Origin of the sequence: Flavobacterium sp. HBTb2-11-1 (assembly GCF_009826975.1) — a bacterium.
Lineage (GTDB): Bacteria > Bacteroidota > Bacteroidia > Flavobacteriales > Flavobacteriaceae > Flavobacterium.
On sequence record NZ_WUMO01000014.1, the window covers coordinates 1 to 23,153 of the forward strand.

At 33.1% G+C, this 23,153-nt stretch carries 20 protein-coding genes and 2 tRNA genes; 16 read left to right on the forward strand and 6 right to left on the reverse strand.

Features of this window, described 5'->3' with window-relative positions; translation table 11 throughout:
- Nucleotides 1-57: 57 nt before the first annotated feature.
- From GR162_RS21555 to GR162_RS21570, 4 genes are all read left to right on the forward strand, one after another.
- A tRNA-Phe gene (locus tag GR162_RS21555) sits at nucleotides 58-130 on the forward strand.
- A 6-nt stretch (nucleotides 131-136) separates the two neighbouring features.
- Nucleotides 137-225 (forward strand) — tRNA-Leu (locus GR162_RS21560).
- Nucleotides 226-326: 101 nt separating this feature from the next.
- Entirely contained in the window at nucleotides 327-779 is a 453-nt protein-coding gene (locus GR162_RS21565) for a DUF1569 domain-containing protein (protein WP_160783817.1), read from the forward strand.
- A gap of 14 nt (nucleotides 780-793) precedes the next feature.
- The gene (locus tag GR162_RS21570; protein ID WP_160783818.1) at nucleotides 794-1,228 is read left to right on the forward strand and encodes a nuclear transport factor 2 family protein; all 435 of its coding nucleotides are present in this window, start codon (nucleotides 794-796) and stop codon (nucleotides 1,226-1,228) included.
- Here the strand turns inward: GR162_RS21570 and nth are convergent, their stop codons facing one another.
- Together nth and GR162_RS21580 are read right to left on the reverse strand one after the other, a co-directional pair.
- Nucleotides 1,229-1,879 (reverse strand): endonuclease III, encoded by a 651-nt coding sequence (gene nth, locus GR162_RS21575; RefSeq protein WP_160783819.1) that lies wholly within the window; start codon nucleotides 1,877-1,879, stop codon nucleotides 1,229-1,231.
- A 45-nt stretch (nucleotides 1,880-1,924) separates the two neighbouring features.
- Nucleotides 1,925-2,791 (reverse strand): alpha/beta hydrolase, encoded by an 867-nt coding sequence (locus tag GR162_RS21580; protein ID WP_160783820.1) that lies wholly within the window; start codon nucleotides 2,789-2,791, stop codon nucleotides 1,925-1,927.
- A gap of 116 nt (nucleotides 2,792-2,907) precedes the next feature.
- Here GR162_RS21580 and GR162_RS21585 point away from each other — a divergent pair, with 116 nt between their 5' ends.
- The 6 genes from GR162_RS21585 (at nucleotide 2,908) to GR162_RS21610 (ending at nucleotide 12,539) form a co-directional block, all read left to right on the forward strand.
- Nucleotides 2,908-4,335: a glycogen synthase gene (locus tag GR162_RS21585; protein ID WP_160783821.1), complete on the forward strand. Its 1,428-nt coding sequence runs from the start codon at nucleotides 2,908-2,910 to the stop codon at nucleotides 4,333-4,335.
- The gene (locus tag GR162_RS21590; RefSeq protein ID WP_160783822.1) at nucleotides 4,325-5,605 is read left to right on the forward strand and encodes a glucose-1-phosphate adenylyltransferase; all 1,281 of its coding nucleotides are present in this window, start codon (nucleotides 4,325-4,327) and stop codon (nucleotides 5,603-5,605) included. The genes GR162_RS21585 and GR162_RS21590 overlap by 11 nt, the downstream gene beginning before the upstream one ends.
- A 75-nt stretch (nucleotides 5,606-5,680) precedes the next feature.
- Nucleotides 5,681-7,588 (forward strand): 1,4-alpha-glucan branching protein GlgB, encoded by a 1,908-nt coding sequence (gene glgB, locus GR162_RS21595; RefSeq protein WP_160783823.1) that lies wholly within the window; start codon nucleotides 5,681-5,683, stop codon nucleotides 7,586-7,588.
- A gap of 187 nt (nucleotides 7,589-7,775) precedes the next feature.
- Entirely contained in the window at nucleotides 7,776-10,175 is a 2,400-nt protein-coding gene (locus tag GR162_RS21600; protein ID WP_066034561.1) for a glycoside hydrolase family 31 protein, read from the forward strand.
- A gap of 84 nt (nucleotides 10,176-10,259) precedes the next feature.
- Nucleotides 10,260-11,069: a M48 family metallopeptidase gene (locus tag GR162_RS21605; RefSeq protein WP_160783824.1), complete on the forward strand. Its 810-nt coding sequence runs from the start codon at nucleotides 10,260-10,262 to the stop codon at nucleotides 11,067-11,069.
- Nucleotides 11,070-11,213: 144 nt separating this feature from the next.
- Nucleotides 11,214-12,539: an MFS transporter gene (locus GR162_RS21610; RefSeq protein ID WP_160783825.1), complete on the forward strand. Its 1,326-nt coding sequence runs from the start codon at nucleotides 11,214-11,216 to the stop codon at nucleotides 12,537-12,539.
- A gap of 88 nt (nucleotides 12,540-12,627) precedes the next feature.
- Here the strand turns inward: GR162_RS21610 and GR162_RS21615 are convergent, their stop codons facing one another.
- Genes GR162_RS21615 through GR162_RS21630 form a run of 4 tightly spaced genes read right to left on the reverse strand, consistent with a single transcriptional unit; the run spans nucleotide 12,628 to nucleotide 15,517 of the window.
- Nucleotides 12,628-13,353 (reverse strand): head GIN domain-containing protein, encoded by a 726-nt coding sequence (locus tag GR162_RS21615; RefSeq protein WP_160783826.1) that lies wholly within the window; start codon nucleotides 13,351-13,353, stop codon nucleotides 12,628-12,630.
- A 19-nt stretch (nucleotides 13,354-13,372) separates the two neighbouring features.
- Nucleotides 13,373-14,431, reverse strand: coding sequence for a hypothetical protein (locus GR162_RS21620; RefSeq protein ID WP_160783827.1), 1,059 nt, complete (start codon nucleotides 14,429-14,431; stop codon nucleotides 13,373-13,375).
- Nucleotides 14,415-14,948 carry an anti-sigma factor gene (locus GR162_RS21625; protein WP_160783828.1) on the reverse strand — a complete coding sequence of 178 codons (534 nt, stop codon included), beginning with the start codon at nucleotides 14,946-14,948 and terminating at the stop codon, nucleotides 14,415-14,417. Before GR162_RS21625 ends, GR162_RS21620 begins: the two co-directional genes overlap by 17 nt.
- Nucleotides 14,949-14,962: 14 nt before the next feature.
- Entirely contained in the window at nucleotides 14,963-15,517 is a 555-nt protein-coding gene (locus GR162_RS21630) for an RNA polymerase sigma factor (RefSeq protein ID WP_160783829.1), read from the reverse strand.
- Between the two features lie 163 nt (nucleotides 15,518-15,680).
- On the opposite strand from GR162_RS21630, the gene GR162_RS21635 reads away from it, so the two are divergent.
- From GR162_RS21635 to GR162_RS21660, 6 genes are all read left to right on the forward strand, one after another.
- Nucleotides 15,681-16,361 carry a hypothetical protein gene (locus GR162_RS21635; RefSeq protein ID WP_160783830.1) on the forward strand — a complete coding sequence of 227 codons (681 nt, stop codon included), beginning with the start codon at nucleotides 15,681-15,683 and terminating at the stop codon, nucleotides 16,359-16,361.
- A 261-nt stretch (nucleotides 16,362-16,622) separates the two neighbouring features.
- A complete protein-coding gene (gene lon / locus GR162_RS21640) occupies nucleotides 16,623-19,076 on the forward strand; it encodes an endopeptidase La (RefSeq protein ID WP_160783831.1) in 2,454 nt (817 codons plus the stop codon).
- Between the two features lie 140 nt (nucleotides 19,077-19,216).
- On the forward strand, nucleotides 19,217-20,236 hold the full coding sequence (porQ, locus tag GR162_RS21645; protein ID WP_160783832.1) for a type IX secretion system protein PorQ: 1,020 nt from the start codon (nucleotides 19,217-19,219) through the stop codon (nucleotides 20,234-20,236).
- A 69-nt stretch (nucleotides 20,237-20,305) separates the two neighbouring features.
- A complete protein-coding gene (locus tag GR162_RS21650) occupies nucleotides 20,306-20,911 on the forward strand; it encodes a murein L,D-transpeptidase catalytic domain-containing protein (RefSeq protein WP_160783833.1) in 606 nt (201 codons plus the stop codon).
- 43 nt (nucleotides 20,912-20,954) lie between these two features.
- Nucleotides 20,955-21,647 (forward strand): (d)CMP kinase, encoded by a 693-nt coding sequence (cmk, locus tag GR162_RS21655; RefSeq protein ID WP_160783834.1) that lies wholly within the window; start codon nucleotides 20,955-20,957, stop codon nucleotides 21,645-21,647.
- Nucleotides 21,648-21,716: 69 nt separating this feature from the next.
- Complete coding sequence (locus tag GR162_RS21660) at nucleotides 21,717-23,093, forward strand: nucleoside permease (protein ID WP_160783835.1); 1,377 nt, start codon at nucleotides 21,717-21,719, stop codon at nucleotides 23,091-23,093.
- Nucleotides 23,094-23,153 lie beyond the last annotated feature (60 nt).

Sequence of the window (23,153 nt, forward strand, 5' to 3'; positions counted from 1 at the left end):
TGTTTTATAACGGGGTTTTTTATTCTAATCTTCACCTATAGTGATATAAGTGGAAATGGTACCTTAGCTCAGATGGTAGAGCAATGGACTGAAAATCCATGTGTCCCTGGTTCGATCCCTGGAGGTACCACATCATGCTCGGATGGTGAAATTGGTAGACACGCTGGACTTAAAATCCAGTGAACAGCAATGTTCGTGCGGGTTCAAGTCCCGCTCTGAGTACCAAAACTTCAATTAGCTTTGCTAGTTGGAGTTTTTTTTTGCATTAAATTGAGTTAACACGTTAATTTTTATATTTTTACTTTAGTAAATTAAATTTGTAAGCTATGCAAAATGTTTTTCTTAAGGATGATTGTGATCAATTTATAAGTAGAGTTAATCAGCTTACACCTCATACACAGCCACTTTGGGGTAAAATGTCGGTTGATCAGATGTTAGCTCACTGCAATGTTACATATGAAATGGTTTATGATACTATTCATCCTAAACCAAATGTTTTTATGAAACTTCTACTAAAATTTTTGGCTAAAGGTAAAGTAGTGAGTGAATCTCCTTATCCAAGAAACCTTAGTACAGCTCCACAATTTATTATTAAAGGTGATCGTGATTTTGAATTGGAAAAGAGTAGGTTAGTTTCTTATATTCAAAAAACACAAACATTAGGAGAAAAAGAATTTGAAGGTAAAGAATCTCTTTCTTTTGGAAAATTGTCTTCTAAAGAATGGAATAATATGTTTGCAAAACATTTAGATCATCATTTCTCTCAATTTGGCGTTTAAACTATATTATCGCGATGAAAAGTTACACTATTATCTTTTTTCTTCTTTTAGGACTATCATGTAATGCTCAGAAACAAGAAGTTCAAAAATGCATTGAATCTTTTTTTGAAGGGTTTCATCAGAGGGATTCATCAAAGATTAAATTAGTTTGTGCTGATAAAATGATATTGCAATCCATCAGCGAAAGCACCACTAAAGGGAATAAACTGTCTAATGAAAGTGCAAAAGAATTTTATAAATCTATTGCATCGATTCCTCTAAACATGAAATTTCATGAAAAAATATTAAGTTACAATATTCAGATTGATGGATCAATGGCTCACGTCTGGGCTCCTTATGAATTTTATTTAAATGAAAAGTTCAGCCATTCTGGAGTAAATACTTTTACTTTATTTAAAGAAAAAGACGAATGGAAAATTATATACTTGATTGATACAAGAAGAAGATAATTAGTTTTTGATTACCACAGTATTATAGTACAAGCAAATATCGGTTAAGACACATTCAGGGCATTTAGGTTTTGGTCTGCAAATTTCTCGGCCATGAAACGAAATTGCCATTCCGATTTCTGACCAAATATTCTTTGGAAGGACTTGCATTAAGTCTTTTTCTACTTTATTTCCGTCCTTGCTTTCCTTTATAATTCCGATTCTGGGAGCAACGCGTATAACATGTAAGTCGGCAATAATGCCTTCCGCAGGTTTATTGGCTTCTCTTAAAATGACATTCGCAGATTTTCTCCCAATTCCTTTTAAAGCAGTAAGATCGTACATGTTTAAAGGAATATCGGTATCATTTTTAATGATTTTAGCAATTTCTAAAATCCATTTTGCTTTTGTAGAATGATTACGGACTTTAGTTACATAAGATGTAAAAGTCTCTAGGTCCGTTTGAGATATACTTTTTAATGTTGGATATTTTTCGAATAATTTTGGCGCTATAGTATTTATATTGGCATCAGAATCTTGCGCAGAGAGAATAACCATGACAAGCAATTGATAAATGCTATGATATTCCAGAGGATGTTTCTTTCCTTTATATTTTTTTAAAATGGGCTTTAATTTAATTTCCCAATCTGCATTTTCTCCAAATAAATCCATTTTTGATTCTCTTTAATGTTGAAATTGATATAGTTAATTATAAAGTTAACTGATTTTAATGAATTCAAGAATTTTTTTAATAACATTTTGATTGCCGAGTATTTTTCGATGACCAAGGCCTTCAGTTAAAAATAAAGAACCATTTTCAAGGTTTTCATGGATATGTAATCCAGCTTTCACAGAAACTTCAGGATCATCTTTATCATGTATGACTAGAACAGGAGTTTTTATTTTTTTGGCAGCCTTATATGCTGAAAAATCATCCATTTTAACCTGATACATATTTTCAAAATAATCTCTTAAATGAATGCTGATTTCTTTCTTCAATCCTAATTTAAAGGTAAATTCATCTAAAATATCCTGAACAATATCACCGCTTCCTATAATTATTGCTTTTTCAACTTTAAGCCCATCTTTAATAGAATTAAGAACTGACATACCCCCTAAAGAATGTCCGATCGCAATTTCAAAAGGGCCAAATTGTTTTTCTATTTCTAATATAGAAGCTATAAATTCAGACATTATTGTGGTCTTGCCTTTTGATTTTCCATGTGCTGGTGCGTCAAAACTAACTGTAGAATAGCCATTTGCTAAAAGTTCATCAGCAATCTTAAATAGTTGAGTTCCTCTTCCAGACCAGCCGTGAACCAATAATACTTTGCGCGGACTTTGCCCGTAGGTGTACGTAACTACGCTTTTATCGATTTCAGGAATGTAAATTAATTTTTGAATGCTTTTAGCATCCATTTCTAATTCCCGTTTGGGAACTTTATGTTTTATAGGTGTTGTAAAGATTTTTGCTGCAAATTTTGTAACCAAATTTGTCGAAATAAATGCGCAAATTTTCGCAGAAATTATAATAATCTTAGGAATTTTTAATGATTTAGTAGGATTAGTTGCCTTTTTTGCCATTTCAATAAAACTTATTTAAACTAAGGGTTTTTGCTTGTTTTTTGCTAAATTTAGAAAACATAAAAGTAGTATTTAAATGATTGCTTCTTATCTATAATCATAAATTAATTTCTTAAATGGAAATATTTCATATTAGTGCAGAATGCTATCCTGTGGCAAAAGTTGGAGGCTTGGGAGATGTAGTTGGTGCATTGCCAAAATATCAGCAGTCTGCTGGACATGAACTTAGAGTTGTAATTCCTTGTTACGACACAAAGTTTAGGCACGAAAATGATTTTGAATGTGTCCATTGGGGTACAGTTAAATTAGGAGATTTTAATTTTCCGTTCAGCGTTTTAAAGGAAACAACAGATAAATTAGGTTATGAACTGTATTTGATAGAAATTAATGAATTATTCAATCGTCCGAATGTTTATGGCTATGAAGATGATATAGAAAGATTTTTGTCTTTTCAGATTGCTACACTCGATTGGATTATAGCACGAAATAAAATTCCAGATATTATTAATTGTCATGATCATCATACTGGAGTTATTCCGTTTTTGCTGCAATTTGCTTATAAATATGAGAATTTGAAGAATGTAAAAACTGCCATAACAATTCATAATGGTTTGTATCAAGGATGGTTTGGTTTTGATAAGTTATATTATTTGCCAGAATTTGATTTAAAACATGTTGGATTTTTAGAATGGAGTAATTCAATTAACTCTCTAGCTGTAGGAATTAAATGCGCAAATGCTGTGACTACAGTTTCTCCAAGTTATTTAAATGAAATTAATATTTCGGCAAATGGTTTAGAATCATTGTTTAATTCTGTTAGAAACAAATCCAAAGGAATTTTAAACGGAATTGATATTGAAGTTTGGAATCCGATAAAAGATCACGTGATTGCACAAAATTATTCGATTGAAGATTTTGAAATAGGAAAACAGAAAAATAAAGAAAAACTGTGTGAAGAATTTGATTTAGATCCTTCAAAGCCACTGTTTAGCTTTATTGGAAGATTGTTTGAAGAAAAAGGAGGCGATTTGCTTCCGCATGCTTCCGCTTTGGCTTTGTCAGAACATTTCGAAGAAATTAATATTTTGATTCTGGGGTCAGGAAATGCTTCAATTGAATCCCAGCTGACTCAGTTGCGAAATGATTATAAAGGAAATTATAATGTTTTTATAGGTTATAATGAAGAATTGGCACATTTAATTTATGCAGGTTCAGATTATATTTTAATGCCTTCTAGAGTTGAACCATGCGGGTTAAATCAGATGTATGCGATGCGTTACGGAACAATTCCGATTGTTAGAAGAACTGGAGGGTTGAGAGATACGGTTATTGATTTTGGTGATGAAGGAAATGGAGTTTGTCATGATCAAGCTTCTGTGGCTGATATATGCTATTCAATAAATCGTGCTGTTAGGTTGTATGAGGATAAAATAAATTTCAATAAGGTTTTAAAAAGAGGAATGTTAGCAGATCATTCCTGGGAAAGAGTTTGCCAAGAATATATCGAAATATACAACTTAATAATTCAGCAAGATGAAATTTAAAAAGAAAAATGTAGTCGCCATTATTTTAGGAGGTGGACAAGGTTCACGTTTATTTCCATTGACAGAAACAAGATCAAAACCGGCGGTTCCGATTGGAGGAAAATATCGTTTGGTTGATATTCCGATTTCTAATTGTATCAATTCTGATATTTTTAAAATATTCGTTTTAACACAATTCAACTCTGCGTCTTTAAATGCTCACATTAAAAACACTTTTAATTTTAGCATTTTTAGCCAGTCTTTTGTTGATATATTGGCTGCTGAACAAACTCCAGACAATCCAACTTGGTTTCAGGGAACGGCTGATGCTGTGAGACAATGTATGTCGCATTTTTTGAAACACGATTTTGATCACGCTTTAATTCTTTCTGGCGATCAATTATATCAAATGGATTTTAACGAAATGCTCGAAGCTCATATTGCAGCTGATGCTGAAATTTCAATTGCCACTTTACCCGTAAACGCTAAAGATGCTCCTGAATTTGGAATTCTTAAAACCGATAACGAAAACAATATTCATGCGTTTATAGAAAAACCTCATGCTTCTTTATTGCCAGAATGGGAATCTGAAGTGAGCGAGCAAATGCAGGAGAAAGGCAAAAAGTATCTGGCTTCGATGGGGATTTATATTTTCAATAAGTCATTGCTTGTAGAATTAATGGCTGACCAAGAAACAAAAGATTTTGGTAAAGAAATTATTCCGCAGTCGGTTGGTAAACACAAAATCTTAAGTTATCAATATGAAGGATATTGGACTGATATTGGAAATATTGAATCGTTTTTTGAAGCGAATATTGGTCTAACAGCAGATATTCCAGAGTTTAATTTGTTCGATAATGAGAATAAAATCTTTACGAGACCAAGATTACTGCCACCATCTAAATTTAGAAATTCAATTATCAATCAATCTTTAATTTCGGAAGGTTGTATTATTAATGCTAAAGAGATCAAAAGCTCTGTAATTGGAATTCGTTCCAGAATTGGAGAGGGGACCGTTTTGGAGAACTGTTACGTCATGGGAAATGATTTCTATCAAGATCTTGACGAAATGAACCATGAAAGCAGTATTAATAAAATTCACGTTGGAATTGGCGAAAACTGCTTTATTAAAAATGCTTTGATCGACAAAAATGTGCGTATTGGAAACAATGTTCACATTAGCGGAGGAAAACATTTAGACAATTTTACTAATGAATTGTATAGTATAAAAGATGGTATTGTCGTTGTCAAAAAAGGTGTAACGCTTTCAGATAACTTTAGAATTGAGTAAAACCTGAAAAAACAATATAGAAATTCTAAATTCCAAAATCTAAATTCCAAATTCCAATCGCCATAAAAACCAAACATGACTAAAGTAATAGCACACTCTCTTTTTACCGATTTTGATATAGATTTATTCAAAGCTGGAAAACACTTCAGATTATATGAAAAATTAGGAGCTCATTTAACTGAGGTGAACGGAGTTAAAGGTGTTTACTTTGCAGTTTGGGCCCCAACTGCGCAGTCGGTTTCTGTTGTTGGCGATTTTAATTATTGGATTCAAGGCGAACATAATCTAAATGTGCGTTGGGATTCTTCTGGAATATGGGAAGGATTTATTCCTGATATTTCAAAAGGAACGCTTTATAAATATAAAATCCAATCTAATATAAATGGTGTAATTACCGAAAAAGCAGATCCCTTTGCGCTTTACTGCGAAAAACCGCCTCATACTGCTTCTGTTGTCTGGGATTTGGATTATAAGTGGAAGGATGAAGATTGGATGCAGAAACGTCAAAATTATAATGCATTGGATAAACCCTATTCGGTTTATGAAGTGCATTTGGGGTCGTGGAGAAGAGCAGAACATAATCGGTTTTTGACTTATCTCGAACTTGCAGATGATTTAGTAAAATATGTAAAAGAAACAGGCTTTACGCATGTTGAGTTTATGCCAATTATGGAATATCCTTATGACCCTTCTTGGGGCTATCAACTTACAGGATATTTTGCACCGACTTCGCGTTTTGGTAAACCGCAGGATTTTATGGTTTTGGTCGATAGATTGCATCAGGAACGAATTGGAGTCATTTTAGACTGGGTTCCATCGCACTTTCCTGATGATGCTCATGGTTTAGGCTTTTTTGATGGTTCGCATTTATATGAACATCCAGATCGCAGAAAAGGGTATCATCCAGATTGGAAAAGTTTGGTTTTCAATTATGGAAGAAATGAGGTTCGGGCCTTTCTAATTAGTAACGCTGTTTTTTGGCTTCAAAATTATCACATCGACGGACTTAGAGTTGATGCTGTAGCGTCTATGCTTTATTTGGATTATTCTAGAAAAGATGGAGAATGGGAAGCCAATATTTTTGGAGGAAGAGAAAATCTTGATTCCATTAGCTTTCTTAAAGAATTTAATGAAGTAATCTATTCTAATTTTGATGGAATTCAAACTATTGCAGAAGAAAGCACTTCTTTTCCGATGGTTTCAAGACCCACTTCTATAGGAGGTTTAGGTTTTGGAATGAAATGGATGATGGGCTGGATGCACGATACTTTAAAATATTTTCAAAAAGAAACCATCTACAGAAAATATCATCAGAATGAATTGACTTTTTCGATGACGTATGCTTTTACTGAAAATTTTATGCTTCCATTTTCGCATGACGAAGTGGTATACGGCAAAAATTCCCTTATTTATAAAATGCCTGGTGACGAATGGCAACGTTTTGCAAATTTAAGATTGCTATATGGTTATATGTTTACGCACCCTGGCACAAAACTTCTGTTTATGGGAGCTGAACTTGGTCAAACTTCTGAATGGAATTTCGAACAAAGTTTAGACTGGCATTTGCTGCAATATGGTTTTCATTCTGGAATAAAAAAATTGATTACAGATTTGAATCAATTGTATAAATCTCAGCCTGCGTTGTACGAAAAGCAATTTAGTGGAGATGGTTTTGAATGGATTAATTATTCAGATCACCAAAATGCGATTTTATCTTACATCCGAAAAGGGAATAATCCTAATGAGAATTTGATTGTGGTGTGCAATTTTACTGAAGTTGTTCGAGAAAATTATAGAATTGGTACTCCTAAAAAAGGCAAATTGAAAGAGATTTTTAATAGCGATGCCACAATTTACGGTGGAAGCGGTGTTGAAAATTCTAACGCATTAAAAATAGAAACAGTTGCTTATGATGGGAGAGATTTTTCTGTCGCATTAATTTTACCTCCTTTAAGTGTTACTGTATATTCTTTGATTGAATAAAAAATCTGCAACTAAGATTTTGTCATTATATCGTTTCAAAATTATCAAATTGCTGTTTTTTTGTTTTGTAATTTGAAACTCATTCAGAAAAAACGTTTTCGTGAATAAACCTTTTATTCATAGGGTATTACGAACTTTTTTTGTATGTTTGAATAGAAGGAAAATGTTAAATTAATTCATTTGAGATATGATTACAAACACATCATTAGAATACAAAGGCGATTTATACCCATCAAAAATTGTCTCTTATGAACATGAAGGAGATTCTATTTTCTTTAATACCGACAACAAAGTAATTTTAAAAGTTACAATTCTTCGCGATAGTTTAATCCGATTTCGTTTTACTACAAAAGGTTATTTCAGTAATGACTTTTCGTATGCTATCGATAAAAGCCAGCTTCACGGTTATAATTTTTTAGAACTTACGGAAGAAGAAACCTATTTCCAGATTAGGACTAGCAAAGTAAAATGTAAAATCCAAAAAGCAGATCTTCGTCTCTCCATTTATGATTTAAACGATTTTCTAATTCTGGAAGATGAACTTGGTTTTCATTGGGAGGAAAGCTATGAATATGGCGGAAACATTGTAAAAATGAGTAAATATTCTAAAGACGGTGAATGTTATTACGGTCTTGGGGATAAAGCGACTCAAATGAATCTTAAAGGCAAAAGAGTAGAAAATTTTGCTACAGATCAATATGCTTACCAAAAAGATCAGGAACCTTTATATAAAGTTGTTCCGTTTTACATTGGCTTGCACAACAAACAATCGTACGGAATATTTTTTGATAATACCTTTAGAACTTTCTTCGATTTCTGTCAAGAAAGAAGAAATATTACCAGCTTTTGGGCAGAAGGTGGCGAAATGAACTATTATTTCATTTATGGCCCTCAAATGCAGGACGTTGTAACCACTTACACCGATTTAACGGGTAAACCAGAATTGCCGCCACTTTGGGTTTTAGGGTACCATCAATGTAAGTGGAGTTATTATCCAGAAAGTAAAGTAAAAGAAATCACATCAAAATTTAGGGAACTTCAAATTCCGTGTGATGCCATTTATTTGGACATTGATTATATGGATGGTTTTAGATGTTTTACTTGGAACAAAAACTATTTTCCAGATCCAAAGAAAATGGTCGCTGAATTAGCCGAAGATGGTTTTAAAACTGTTGTAATTATAGATCCCGGAATTAAAATTGACAAAGATTATTGGGTTTATAAAGAAGCTTTAGAAAAAGATTATTTCTGCAAAAGAGCTGATGGACCTTATATGAAAGGAAAAGTTTGGCCAGGCGAATGTAATTTTCCTGATTATACAAATCCCGCAGTTAGAGAATGGTGGGCAGGTTTATTTAAAGAATTAGTTTCGGAAATAGGCGTAAAGGGAGTTTGGAACGACATGAATGAACCTGCAGTAATGGAAGTTCCAAATAAAACATTTCCGATGGATGTGCGTCATTTTTATGATGGAAATCCGTGCAGTCATAGAAAAGCACATAATATTTACGGAACACAAATGGCAAGAGCAACTTATCATGGAGTTAAACGATTTGCTTATCCGAAACGTCCGTTTGTAATTACAAGATCGGCTTATTCTGGAGCACAGCGATATACTTCTTCTTGGACAGGAGATAATGTGGCCACTTGGGAGCATTTGTGGATTGCAAATATACAAGTGCAGAGAATGTCCATTTCGGGAATGGGATTCACTGGTTCTGACATTGGAGGATTTGCAGAACAGCCTTCAGGCGAGTTGTATGCCCGTTGGATTCAGTTAGGCGTTTTTCATCCGTTTTGTAGAACGCACTCTTCTGGAGATCACGGAAACCAGGAACCGTGGTCATTTGACGAAGAAGTGATTAATATCACTAGAAAATTTGTTAGCCTTCGCTATCAATTGCTTCCTTATTTATACACTATGTTTTGGCAATATATTGAAGAAGGAGTTCCGATGTTAAAACCGCTAGTTTACTTTGATCAGGACGATACGCAGACGCATTATCGCAACGATGAATTTATCTTTGGAAATCAAATTTTAGTTTGTCCAATACTTGAACCTAATGCTGTAGGTAGACGTATGTATATTCCTAGAGGAGAATGGTATAACTACTGGACAAATGAACTTTTTATTGGCGGAAGAGAGATTTGGATTGATAGTAAATTTGATGAAATTCCTGTTTTTGTAAAAGCAGGTGCCATTATTCCTAAATATCCAGTTCAGCAATATGTGGGCGAGTTAGAATTTGATGAATTGATACTTGACGTTTACTATAAAAATGGTAAAGAGCAGTCGGCAGTTTACGAAGATGCTCAAGATGGTTATGATTATAAAAAAGGACGTTATAGCTATTTGTCATTTAGAAATATAGGGAAAGAAAAGGAACTTATTATTCAGGTTCACAAAGAAGGAAAATACGAAACACCATACTCGAAATATAAAATCAATTTAATTGGACTTCCATTTAAAGTTACGGAAATCGAAATTGACAATGAAAAAATTGAGTTTGACGAAATTAGTTTCGAGCAAAATAATTTCTTACTGGTTGATAAAGAGTTTAATGAGCTTCACATTATTGGTGAATAGTCAAATTTTGATAATTTTTTGATTTATCGTATAAAACATTTTATCTTTTTTAATCGTATTTTTGTTATAAAAATAGCTCGAATTATGAAAAAATATGTGTTTTTAGGGGTTTTTGGAGCACTTATTATGGGTTGCGCAACAAATCCAATTACGGGAAAACAAAATTTGAATTTTGTTTCGAATAGCGAATTATTTCCATCTTCTTTTCAGCAATACAGCCAGTTTTTAAATGAAAACAAAGTTATTACTGGAACTGCAGATGCAAAACTTGTTGAAACTGTAGGGTTTAAAATAAAGGCAGCTGCGGAGAGATACTTAAATTATTTAGGTCAGACACAATACTTAAAAGATTATCGCTGGGAATATAAATTGGTTGATAATAAAGAAGTAAATGCATGGTGCCTTCCAGGAGGCAAAATTGTGGTTTATTCTGGAATTCTGCCAATTACACAAAACGAATCAGGTTTGGCAACGGTAATGGGGCATGAAGTTTCTCACGCATTAGCAAATCACGGTGCGCAAAGAATGTCTGCGGCACAACTACAGCAAATAGGAGGTGCAGCTTTAGGAGCAGCAACTAGCGGAAAATCTGAAGCGACCCAGCAGATATTTGCACAAGCATACGGAATTGGTTCTGAGGTAGGAGTTATGCTTCCATTTAGCAGAAGCAACGAAAGTGAAGCTGATAAAATTGGTTTGACTTTGATGGCAATTGCAGGTTACAATCCAGATGATGCTGTAGCTTTTTGGAGCAGAATGGCGGCGAAATCAGGTGGTTCAGGAACTCCAGAATTCATGAGCACTCACCCTTCTGATGCTACAAGAATTGCAAATATTAAAGCTTTAATTCCCGAAGCAAAAGCAATTTCATTAAAAGTAGGGACTATTAAATAAAATATATTTTTAGGATAATTCAGAAAAGCTATTCATTACGAATGGCTTTTTTGTTTATAATTTATTAATGAACGAATTAGATAATTTGTATTTGATTATCATAAAAAATAGATAAATTCGTAGCCTATTTAACAAACCATTTCTATGAAAAACCTACCAAAAGGAGATAAGAAGCTTTTAAATGCTTGGGCATTTTATGATTGGGCAAATTCAGTTTACACACTTACAATCGCTTCGGCAGTGTTTCCAATTTTTTATGAAGCGTTATTCAGTGATCGTGATCATTACATTGATGTTTTTGGTCTTCACCTAAAAAATTCAGCATTAATTAGTTTTATCACAGCAGCGGCCTTTTTGGTTGTATCTTTTATTTCTCCTTTATTATCGGGTATTGCCGATTATGTTGGTAACAAAAAATCCTTCATGAAATTTTTCTGTTATGTGGGAGCTTTGTCATGCATGGGGTTGTATTGGTTTGATCTTGAAAATATTTATGTTGGACTAGCATTTTATTTCCTTGGATTATTAGGATACTGGGGAAGTTTGGTTTTTTATAATTCATATTTGCCAGATATCGCTTTTGAAGAACAGCAAGATAGAATTAGTGCAAAAGGATATTCTTTAGGTTACATTGGAAGTGTTATTTTGCTAATCATCAATCTAGCCATGATTATGAAGCCAAAGCTTTTTGGAATATCAGGTACTGATGGAGAAGCTGCAATGAAAGCAATGCGTTATTCTTTTGTAATGGTTGGAGTTTGGTGGATTTTATTTAGCCAATATACTTATTATTATTTGCCAAAAGGCAGTAAAGAAACAGGGCAAAAGCTGACAAAATCTGTAATATTTAACGGCTTTAAAGAGCTAAAGAAGGTTTGGAGCTTATTACAAGATATTATTCCGCTAAGACGTTATTTAGGAGGTTTTTTCGTTTCTAGTATGGCCGTTCAGACTGTAATGCTTGTGGCCACTTATTTTGGAGCACAGGAAATTCAGTGGGAAACCAAAGAACAAAGCACAATTGGTTTGATTATTTGTATTTTAATTATCCAATTAGTAGCTGTTTTGGGTGCAGTTTTAACTTCAAGAGCATCTGAAAAATTTGGTAACGTTCCGACTTTAATATTTATAAATGGAATTTGGGCTGTATTTTGTGCATTAGCTTATTTTATCACACTGCCAATACATTTTTATGTAATGGCAACCATTGTTGGATTTGTAATGGGTGGAATTCAAGCTTTATCACGTTCGACATATTCTAAATTATTGCCTGAAACAGAAGATACAGCATCATTCTTTAGTTTTTATGACGTGGCTGAAAAGGTCGGAATTGTAATTGGAATGTGTGTTTACGGAATTATTGATCAGATTACTGGAAGTCCGCGTGCGGCTATTGTGATTTTGGCGATATTCTTTGTAACGTCAATTTTCCTTTTAAGAAGAGTACATAAAAAAGACGTTTCAAATTAATGAAACGTCTTTTGCAACAACCAATATCACGAATTGCAAGGATTGTTTGAATGATTTCTTTTGTAATTCGTGATATTTTTTTCGAAAATTAACCTTTTGTAATAGTTCCAGATCCAGAAACTTTTACATCTCTTTTCTCAGGATTTCCTATATATTTTATATTTCCAGAACCAGCAACTCTAGCTGTAATACTTTCGGCACAAGTTACTTTGCTATTTCCTGATCCAGAAACATTTGCTTCTACAATTTTAGATTTTAAGTTCGAAGCGTCAATATCGCCAGAACCAGAAAGTTTGGTTGTAAGTTTGTCTGCAGTTCCTTTCAAATGAATATTTCCGGAGCCGCTTACATGCAATTCTAAGTTATTAGTATCAACTGGAAGAGTTAAATTTCCTGAACCTGCTAATTTTAGTGCTAGATTATCATTTTTAATGACATCTTTCGACTGAATATCTCCTGAGCCAGCTAAACTCAATTCTGAAATTTTCTCAAATGGAACGGTAACTTGAATTTTATTGCCTGAGCTTGTACGTATTTGAGTTCCTTTTTCAACATAAATTTTTAACGACTTATCTTCAACTTCTACTTTGATTGCAGATAATAAATTTTCTTCTCCTTTGATTGTAATTTTCCCTTCCTTTCCGGACACGAGGTCTACATCAAAGAAACCAGCTATTTTAACCCCGTCGTAATCTCCAGTGGTTCTAGTTTCAGAAACTACTTTTCCGTTTCCTTGAAGTTTGATTTTGTCTTGCGCATTGATATTGCTAATTGTGCAAAGTGCAAATGCTAGTAATAAAATTGACTTTTTCATTGTTTTGATTTTTAGATGATTATTTTTTTGTTAGCGAAATATTCCCGTAATTGGAAGTAATATTGATTTTGTTCTGACCTTTTTTCTTGTAAAAGCCTGCAATTCTTTTGCTGTTGCTTTTAATTTCAGTAACAGAAATCTCTAACGAATTATCGTGTTTTATATTTGTATATTTTCCTGATATATCAAAGTCAAAAGCATAGTTTGGAACGTAGCCAATCGTAATGTCAGTATATCCAGAGTTTACTGTAATATTTCCAGCTTTTTCAGTTACAGTTCCAACACTGATTTTACTGTAATTGGTATCATAGCTAAAATTGCTTGAGATTTCCCCAATAATAAAGGTCAAATAATTTCCAGAACCGTTTAGAGAATTGATTTTTTGAAATTTAAGCGTTCCATAGTTGCAATCTGCTTTAATGTTTTGGCCATCATTAAGGTTAACATCTGTATAATTTGCATCTAAATTTAAATTGCCAGAGCCATTAATTTTAAGATTAGAATATCTAGCATCAATATTTCCTGCTTTTATATAGTCTATACTTGAATTTTGGCAGTATTGAATTGAAATTTGATTGTTGGATCCGCTTAATCTTCCCAAAATAACTTTTCCGTATTTACAGTCTATATCTGTAGAAGATTCTGCATTTGGAACAGAAATATTCCCATATTTATTAGCAAGTTTAATGGTTCCATTCTTCGGAATTTTAATAACATAGTTGATCTCAAAACTGTTATTGCTTCCTTTGCTTTTGAGATTAGAACTTCCTAACGTAGTTACTGCAGTTACCATGCTTTTAAGAGCAGTGATATTCACATCAATGCTGTTTAAGCGTTCGTTTACCCAATTTTCGTTTGGACCGTTAACTTTAATCGTAATATCAAGATCAATTTTATCTTCATCCCAAGTAGTTACAGTAATGTTGCCGTATTTATTATCTACATCAATTCCTGCGTTTGAGTTTACGATATACGTTTTTTTAATTGTTTTTTGTTTCGTTATAAAAGCGTCATCATTTGAAAATCCTAAAAGAGGAATCAAAAGAAATAAGATGAGTAAGTTATAGTGTTTTTTCATTAGAGGTGTTTTTTAGTTTTTCGTTGTCTTCAATTCTTTTCAAAACAGTCTGTAAAAAAGAAATGCGCGTTTGCAGATTACTAATCATTGCATAGATAATCTGTTTGTTCTCACCATTTTTCTGCAATTCATTTATGATTTTTTGATAATCGGCGTCAAAAGTTTTCATCTGCTTCATAGCGTCATTAATAATCTGCTGATTTTCTGGCGAATTTTTCTCTTTCAATTTAACCAGTTCGTTGTCAATCAGAATGTTGAAAATAGAATCGGTGCGTTTAGTCTCTTTAGAAGCAAATTTGAATTCTTTTGGCTTTTCATTTTTATAAAAAAGAGATATTCCAAGCATCAATACAATCGAGGCTGCAATAGCAGTCACGAACCAGTATCTTTTCTTAGGCTCTTTTTTGTTTAGTTTTTGAAGAAAATCCATCTGATGATCCGGATTTAATTCCTGAATATCCCATTGGTTTTCAAATCTGTTGAATAATTCGTCTAAGTTGTCTTTTTCATTTTTCATAATTCCAATTCATTTTATATTTCTTCCAATTTTTTTCTCAAACTATCTTTTGCTCTGCTCAAAGTTGTTCTGCAATTTGCGTATGTGATGTTTAAAATTTCGCAGATTTCTTCTTGATCATAACCTTCTATATAAAAAAGCGTCAGCACCATTCTGTAATTATCTTTCAGCTGCAGAATTGTATCTAAAACCTGTTTTACTTTTAGAGAGTTTAAGTCAATATTTTCAGAAATAATTCCGTCGTTTTCTTCGATTTTATAAAGCTGTTTGCTTAAATCTTCTACATGAAAAGAGTTATTTTTCTTGTAAAAATCGATGCTATAATTGATGATTATTTTTTTTAACCATGCTCCAAAAGCCACTTCTTGTTTATAGTCATTGATTTTTGTAAAAGCTTTTAAGAAACCTTCCTGCATGACGTCTTGTGCAAAATGTTCGTCTTTTACAATACGAAAAGCCACGTTATACATCGCCTTACAATAGCGATTGTATATTTCAAATTGCGCTTTCTGATTATTGCTTTTGCAAAGCGCAATCAGTTCTTCGATATTTTGGTTGTTTATATTCAAGTAGTGGCTTTTGGTTTTTAATAAAGACTTGGCTTTTTTTTGTTTGTTACAGTTTTGATAAAAAAATAAAAAATATTTTTTGATTTTACGTAATGCCGTAAGGTATAATACATTCATTGCTATAATTTCACATAAAATTTTAATACCAAAAACAAATTCAATTATGAGAAAACTAAACAAATGCTTTGCAATCCTGTTTGTTATGACAGGACTTATGTTCAATTCATGCAGCAGTGATTCTGAAGAAAGTGCCGGAGAATCAACAGGAGATTACTGGCCTTCAAAAGTGGGAAATCAATGGGTATTTGACCAAGATGGGTCAGAAAGCACTGTGAAAATTGAAAGTTCATCCAATAAAGATGGAAATACCTATTATAAATTCAACCAACTTTTAGGGGGAAATGAAGACGTTTCAGCGATAGCAGGTGCCTCATTAAAGAAAGTTAAAGGGGATTATTATATTAGTATAGATGAACTTACTTATAATACAGAAGGAATAACTGGTAAAATGACTGGTTACGAATTTATCATTTTTAAAGATTATTTAGAAGTAAATCAAACTTGGGAAGGAAGCTATTCACAAGAAACAACTTTCAATATACCTAATTTTCCAGCTATTAAAATGAATGTAAAATATACTGGAACCATTTTAGAAAAAGGAAGTATAAAAGTGAAAGAGGTAACTTATAATAACGTTGTTAAATTTAAATTTCATATAGAAGCTTCAACGCAAGGGCAAACTTCTTCATCTGATACTTACTATTGGATCGCTAAAGATGTTGGAATTGTAAAATTAGAATCATCAGGAGCTACTTCAGAACTCGTTTCGTATTCTTTGAAGTAAGTGCCAGAAATAATATATTTTAAAACCCGAAAATCTTTTTTCGGGTTTTTTATTTTCTAAACTTTAGAATCGATTGTATTTTGAAATTACTTAATTGGAATAATTTGTAGTTTAAGTTTGTTTTGGCATAATGATTGTCTATTTTTATGCCCTATCTTGTAATTGAAAAACGAAACCTGTTTTCACGAAAAGCTTCAATAAGCAATACTCCTTTTACAGATAGTATGAGAAATTTAATGACAAAACGACTTATATTTTATTATGTCAAACCATAAAATACTTACTATTGACAATCTGTCACTTCAAGAATTTGACTCAGAGGCAGAATTAATTCCATTGTTGACACCAGAAGACGAGGAGGAAATGAATAATGAAGAACTTCCTATTTCGCTTCCAATTTTACCTTTACGAAATACGGTATTGTTTCCTGGGGTTGTTATCCCGATTTCTGCCGGAAGAGATAAGTCTATCAAACTAATTAATGATGCTAACGCAGGCGGAAAAATTATTGGTGTTGTATCTCAAATTAATGAGGAAGATGAAGATCCATCAAAAGATGATATTCATAAAGTAGGAACTGTAGCGCGTATTTTACGTGTACTTAAAATGCCTGACGGGAACGTTACGGTAATTCTTCAAGGGAAAAAACGCTTCGAAATTGACGAAATTGTTTTAGAAGAGCCGTACATGACAGCAACAATCAAAGAGGTTGCAGAAGAACGTCCAGACGAAAATGACACTGAATTTACAGCGATTTTAGACTCTGTAAAAGAATTGGCAATCCAGATTATTAAGGAAAGTCCAAATATTCCTTCTGAAGCTACTTTTGCAATTAAAAATATTGAAAGTCAATCGTTTTTGATAAACTTTGTTTCTTCAAACATGAATTTGTCTGTAAAAGAAAAACAAGGGCTTTTATCGATAAACGGATTGAAAGAACGCGCTTTAGAAACTTTACGTTATATGAATGTTGAGCTTCAAAAATTAGAATTGAAGAATGACATTCAGTCAAAAGTTCGTTTTGATTTAGACCAGCAGCAAAGAGAATATTTCCTTCACCAGCAGATGAAAACCATTCAAGAAGAATTGGGAGGCGTTTCGCAGGAAGAGGAAATGGATGAAATGGGGCAGAAGGCGAAAACCAAAAAATGGGACGAAAAAACGCAGAAACATTTCGAAAAAGAATTGTCTAAAATGCGCAGAATGAATCCGCAGTCACCAGATTTTGGAATTCAGCGTAATTATTTAGAGCTGTTTTTAGAATTGCCTTGGGGCGAATATTCTAAAGATAAATTTGATTTGAAACATGCACAGAAAGTTTTAGATAGAGATCATTTTGGTCTTGATGAAGTAAAGAAAAGAATGATTGAGCATTTGGCAGTCTTGAAATTGCGAAATGACATGAAATCTCCAATTATATGCTTAACAGGACCTCCGGGAGTTGGAAAAACTTCTATCGGTCGTTCTGTTGCAGAAGCTTTAGGACGTGAGTATGTGCGTATTTCTTTAGGAGGTTTACGCGACGAAGCAGAAATTCGTGGACATAGAAAAACTTATATCGGAGCGATGCCAGGACGCATCATTCAGAGTTTAAAAAAAGCAGGAACATCAAACCCTGTATTTATTTTAGATGAGATTGATAAACTATCAAGCGGCAATAGCGGCGATCCATCTTCAGCTTTATTAGAGGTTTTAGATCCTGAGCAAAACAACGCTTTTTATGATAATTTCCTTGAAATGGGATATGATTTGTCTAAAGTAATGTTTATTGCGACTTCAAATAATATGTCTGCAATCCAGCCTGCTTTGCGTGACAGAATGGAAGTAATCAAAATGTCAGGCTACACGATTGAAGAAAAGGTTGAAATTGCTAAAAGGCATTTGTTTCCAAAACAGTTAGAAGCGCACGGTTTAACTGCAAAAGATTTGACTATCGGCAAAAAACAATTAGAAAAAATCATTGAAGGTTATACTAGAGAATCTGGCGTTCGTAACTTGGAAACTAAGATTGCACAAGTAATTAGAAATGCAGCCAAATCGGTTGCAATGGAAGAGGAGTACAACAAAAAAGTTACAGATGAAGATATCGTAGCGATTTTGGGTGTGCCAAGATTAGAGCGCGATAAATACGAAAATAATGATGTGGCGGGTGTAGTTACAGGTTTGGCTTGGACAAGTGTTGGAGGAGATATTTTGTTTATCGAATCTTTAATTTCTGAAGGAAAAGGTTCATTGAGCATTACAGGAAACCTTGGAACTGTAATGAAAGAATCTGCTACAATTGCATTAGAATACATTAAAGCAAATGCGAAGAAATTAGGTATTAGCACTGAGCTTTTCCAGAAATATAACATTCACTTGCACGTTCCAGAAGGGGCTACTCCAAAAGACGGACCGAGCGCTGGTATTGCTATGCTTACTTCTTTAGTTTCACTTTTAACTCAGAAAAAAGTAAAGAAAAGCTTGGCTATGACTGGAGAAATTACGCTTCGCGGAAAAGTGCTTCCAGTTGGTGGAATTAAAGAAAAAATCTTAGCGGCAAAAAGAGCAGGAATCAAAGAAATTATTCTTTGCCACGAAAACAAAAGTGATATTGATGAAATTAAAGCTGAGTATTTAGAAGGCTTGACTTTTCATTATGTGAAAGAAATGAGTGAAGTTTTGGCAGTAGCTTTAACTGATCAGAAAGTAAAAAACGCTAAAGAATTAAAGTAAATTTAAAAACTTTAAAATATAAAATTCCAAATTCCAATTTTCTTATTGGGATTTGGAATTTTTTTATTGGACTTTATTTTAAGTGTTATATAATTTTATATTTGCAGTTGCGTTATGCCATATAGGTACGCCAAAAACAAATGCTTAAAAAAGTTGTTTTATTTTTTGTATTCTTAATTTGTTCGCATTCTTTCGGACAAGTTGGAGGGCGCTACACCTATCAGTTTTTAAATCTAACCACTTCGCCAAGACAAGCTGCATTAGGAGGAGATGTTATTACGATATATGATGAAGATGTTAATCAAGCCATGTCAAATCCTGCACTTATAAATGCAGACATGGATAATCATTTAGCATTGAATTACGGAAGTTACTACGGCGAAGCTTCATACGGAACAGCATCGTACGCATATACCTATGACAGACATGTTCAGACTTTTTATGCTGGCGTTACTTATGTAAACTACGGTACATTTGAAGGTTATGACGAAAATGGCCAGGCTACTTCAAATTTTACAGGAAGTGAAGGTGCTTTATCGCTTGGATATGCATACAATGTCCCTTTTACAGACTTTTATATAGGAGCAAGTGCTAAACTGATAACTTCATCTCTTGAAAGCTATAATTCGATTGGTGGCGCTGTTGATTTGGGATTTCTCTATGTAAATGAAATGAATGACCTGAATTTTGCTCTTGTGTTTAGAAATATGGGGACACAGTTTACTACTTACTCCGGAATTAAAGAAAATCTTCCTTTTGAAATCGTAGCGGGAGTTTCGCAGGAATTAGAACATGTACCAATTCGTTGGCATCTTTCGTTAGAAAATTTGCAGCAATGGAATATCTCTTTTTCGAATCCTAATCGAGGAGAAACTAAAATCGACGGATCTACAAGTGCTGAGAAAGTTTCTTTTGTGAATAATGCTTTGAGACACGTGGCTTTTGGCGTGGAGCTTTTTCCTAAAAAAGCATTCAATTTCCGTATCGGATATAATTTTAGAAGAGGCGAAGAGTTACGAGTTGAAGAACAACGTAATTTTTCGGGTGTCTCATTAGGTTTTGGTTTAAGAATGAATAAGTTGAAATTTAATTATTCATATTCCAGATATACATTGGCGGCTAATACAAGTCTTTTTGGTTTGACCTTAAATTTTCAATAAGTACATGAGACTTTTATTGAATATATTTGGTATCCAATAATAAAAAGTTTTTTGTGAATCCCATTATCAATGAAAAAACTAATTATCGCATTCCTTTTTATTCTCGCATTTTTTGTGGGGTATTTGCTGTTATCTGATAGTAAAGAAATTGCTTCATTGACTTCTGAAAATAAAAGAATTGAATGTCAAATTGCTGATGTGAAAAAGCTGATTAGTAAAAATCCTCAATACAATAATAAAATTGCTTTTTTTATTGATATGAAGATTAGCTCGGGAAAGAATCGTTTTTTTGTTTATGATTTAAAAGCAAATAAAATTATTGATAAAGGTTTGGTTGCTCACGGTTCTGGTTCTGAAACTGGAGTTAAAGGAAAACTTCGTTTTAGCAACGTTCCCAATTCATTAAGCACTTCATTAGGAAAATATTATATTGGAAAGCATTATTACGGAAAGTTTGGCAAAGCATATAAACTGTATGGACTAGATACAACCAATAGTAATGCTTTTAAACGAGATATCGTTTTTCATTACTATTATGATGTTCCATATGAAGAGAAAGATGGCTACATTTGCAATAGTTTTGGCTGTCCTATGGTTAATAAAAAATACTTTGATAGAATATCACGATTAATTGATAGTTCTGAATCGGATATTTTAATGAGTATTTATTATTAAAACCAATTGTATTTAAAAGAATAAAAAATTTAAAAATATAAAATTGAAAAAAATTACCATTGCCATCGACGGATTTTCATCTACAGGCAAAAGTACTCTTGCCAAACAATTAGCAAAAGAGCTGGAATATGTCTATGTAGATACAGGAGCGATGTATCGTGCTGTTGCTTATTTTGCCATGCAGCATAATCTGATTGGAGCTGATTTTTTTAAGAAAGAAGCTTTGATTGAAGCATTAGCTGATATTAAACTTGAATTTAGATTTAATGCTGATTTAGGTTTTGCAGAAATGTATTTAAATGGTGAAAATGTAGAAAAGCAGATTAGAACTATTGAAGTTTCTAACTATGTCAGTAAAGTAGCAGCAGTTTCAGAGGTTCGTGCCAAGTTAGTAGAGCAGCAGCAAGAAATGGGAACCAACAAAGCTATTGTTATGGATGGTCGTGATATTGGAACGGTTGTTTTTCCAAATGCAGAACTTAAAATTTTCATGACAGCAAGCGCTGAAACTCGCGCACAAAGACGTTTTGACGAATTACAAGCAAAAGGAGATAATGTGTCTTATGAAGATGTTTTGAAAAATGTTATCGAAAGAGACGATATGGATACACACCGTGCAGATTCTCCTTTAGTCATTGCTGATGATGCAATAGAGATTGATAATTCTTACTTAAGTAGAGAAGAACAATTTGCTGCAGTTCTTGAATTAGTGAATGATGTTGTTAAAACAGCATAATTTTTTGCAGATATTATTTTAAATGGTAGTTTTACCGCTTCATTTTTACTAAAGAACAATTTTAATTATATGGGGATTAAAAACAGATTGATTTTAATGAGCTTTCTTCAATTTTTTGTTTGGGGAGCCTGGCTTATAACAATTGGAAATTATTGGTTTGGCACAAAAAACTGGGAAGGAACTCAATTTGGACTAGTTTTCGGAACTATGGGAATCGCTTCTCTTTTTATGCCAACTCTAACAGGTATTATTGCCGACAGATGGGTAAATGCTGAAAAGCTTTACGGAATTCTTCATATTTTATACGCAGCAGTTTTATTTGGAATTGCACAAGTTACTACACCAGATACTTTTATTATAGTTATGCTTTTGGCAATGTGCTGCTATATGCCAACTATTGCCTTGAGTAACTCTATATCTTACACTTCGCTTAAGTTAAACAATAAAAATATTGTAAAAGATTTTCCGCCAATTCGTGTTTGGGGCACAATTGGTTTTATTGTTGCCATGTGGATTACAAATTTGAGTGGTAGCAAAGCAACTGAATATCAGTTTTATATTGCTGGAGCAGGCGCTTTAATTCTTGGAATTTATGCTTTTACGTTGCCAAAATGTGAACCACAGCGTTTGATTAAAGAAAATGCAACTTGGATTGAAACTTTTGGCTTAGAGTCTTTCAAATTGTTTGCAAACTACAAAATGGCTTTGTTTTTTGTTTTTTCTATGTTTTTGGGAGGAGCGCTTCAATTAACAAATGCCTATGGAGATGTGTTTTTGGATGAATTTAAACATTTTCCTAAATATGCAGATTCGTTTGTGATTCAATATTCGACTATTATTATGTCAATTTCTCAGGTTTCTGAGACATTGTTTATTTTGGCGATTCCATTTTTCTTAAGACGTTTCGGAATCAAACAAGTAATGTTGATTAGTATGCTAGCTTGGGTTTTACGTTTCGGATTATTTGCTTTTGGAGATCCCGTAAATGGTTTATGGATGATTATCCTTTCTTGTATTGTTTACGGAATGGCGTTTGATTTCTTTAATATTTCAGGTTCTTTATTTGTTGAAAGCAATACCGATTCTAAAATTCGTTCTTCTGCGCAAGGTTTATTTATGATGATGACCAATGGAGTAGGTGCGGTTTTAGGAAGTTTAACTTCAGGTTGGGCAATTGATCGTTTCTTTACAAAATCGTTTGCTAATACTACAGAATTAGCAGGATTTTTACAAACAGATGCTTCTAATGAAAAGATGGTAGAATTTGTAAGGAGTCAAGGAAATTCAATTTCTGCAGATGGAATTTTTACAAATCCAGTTTTAATGAAAGATTGGCATACTATCTGGCTTTCGTTTGCACTTTATGCTTTGGTAATTGCAATTGCTTTTGCTGTTTTGTTTAAACACAAACATGATCCGAAAGAGATTGAGAATTTGAGTCATTAATATTAGAAATAATCTTTGTTGAATTTTAAAACTACAACAAAGATAGTTGCACATAGTAAG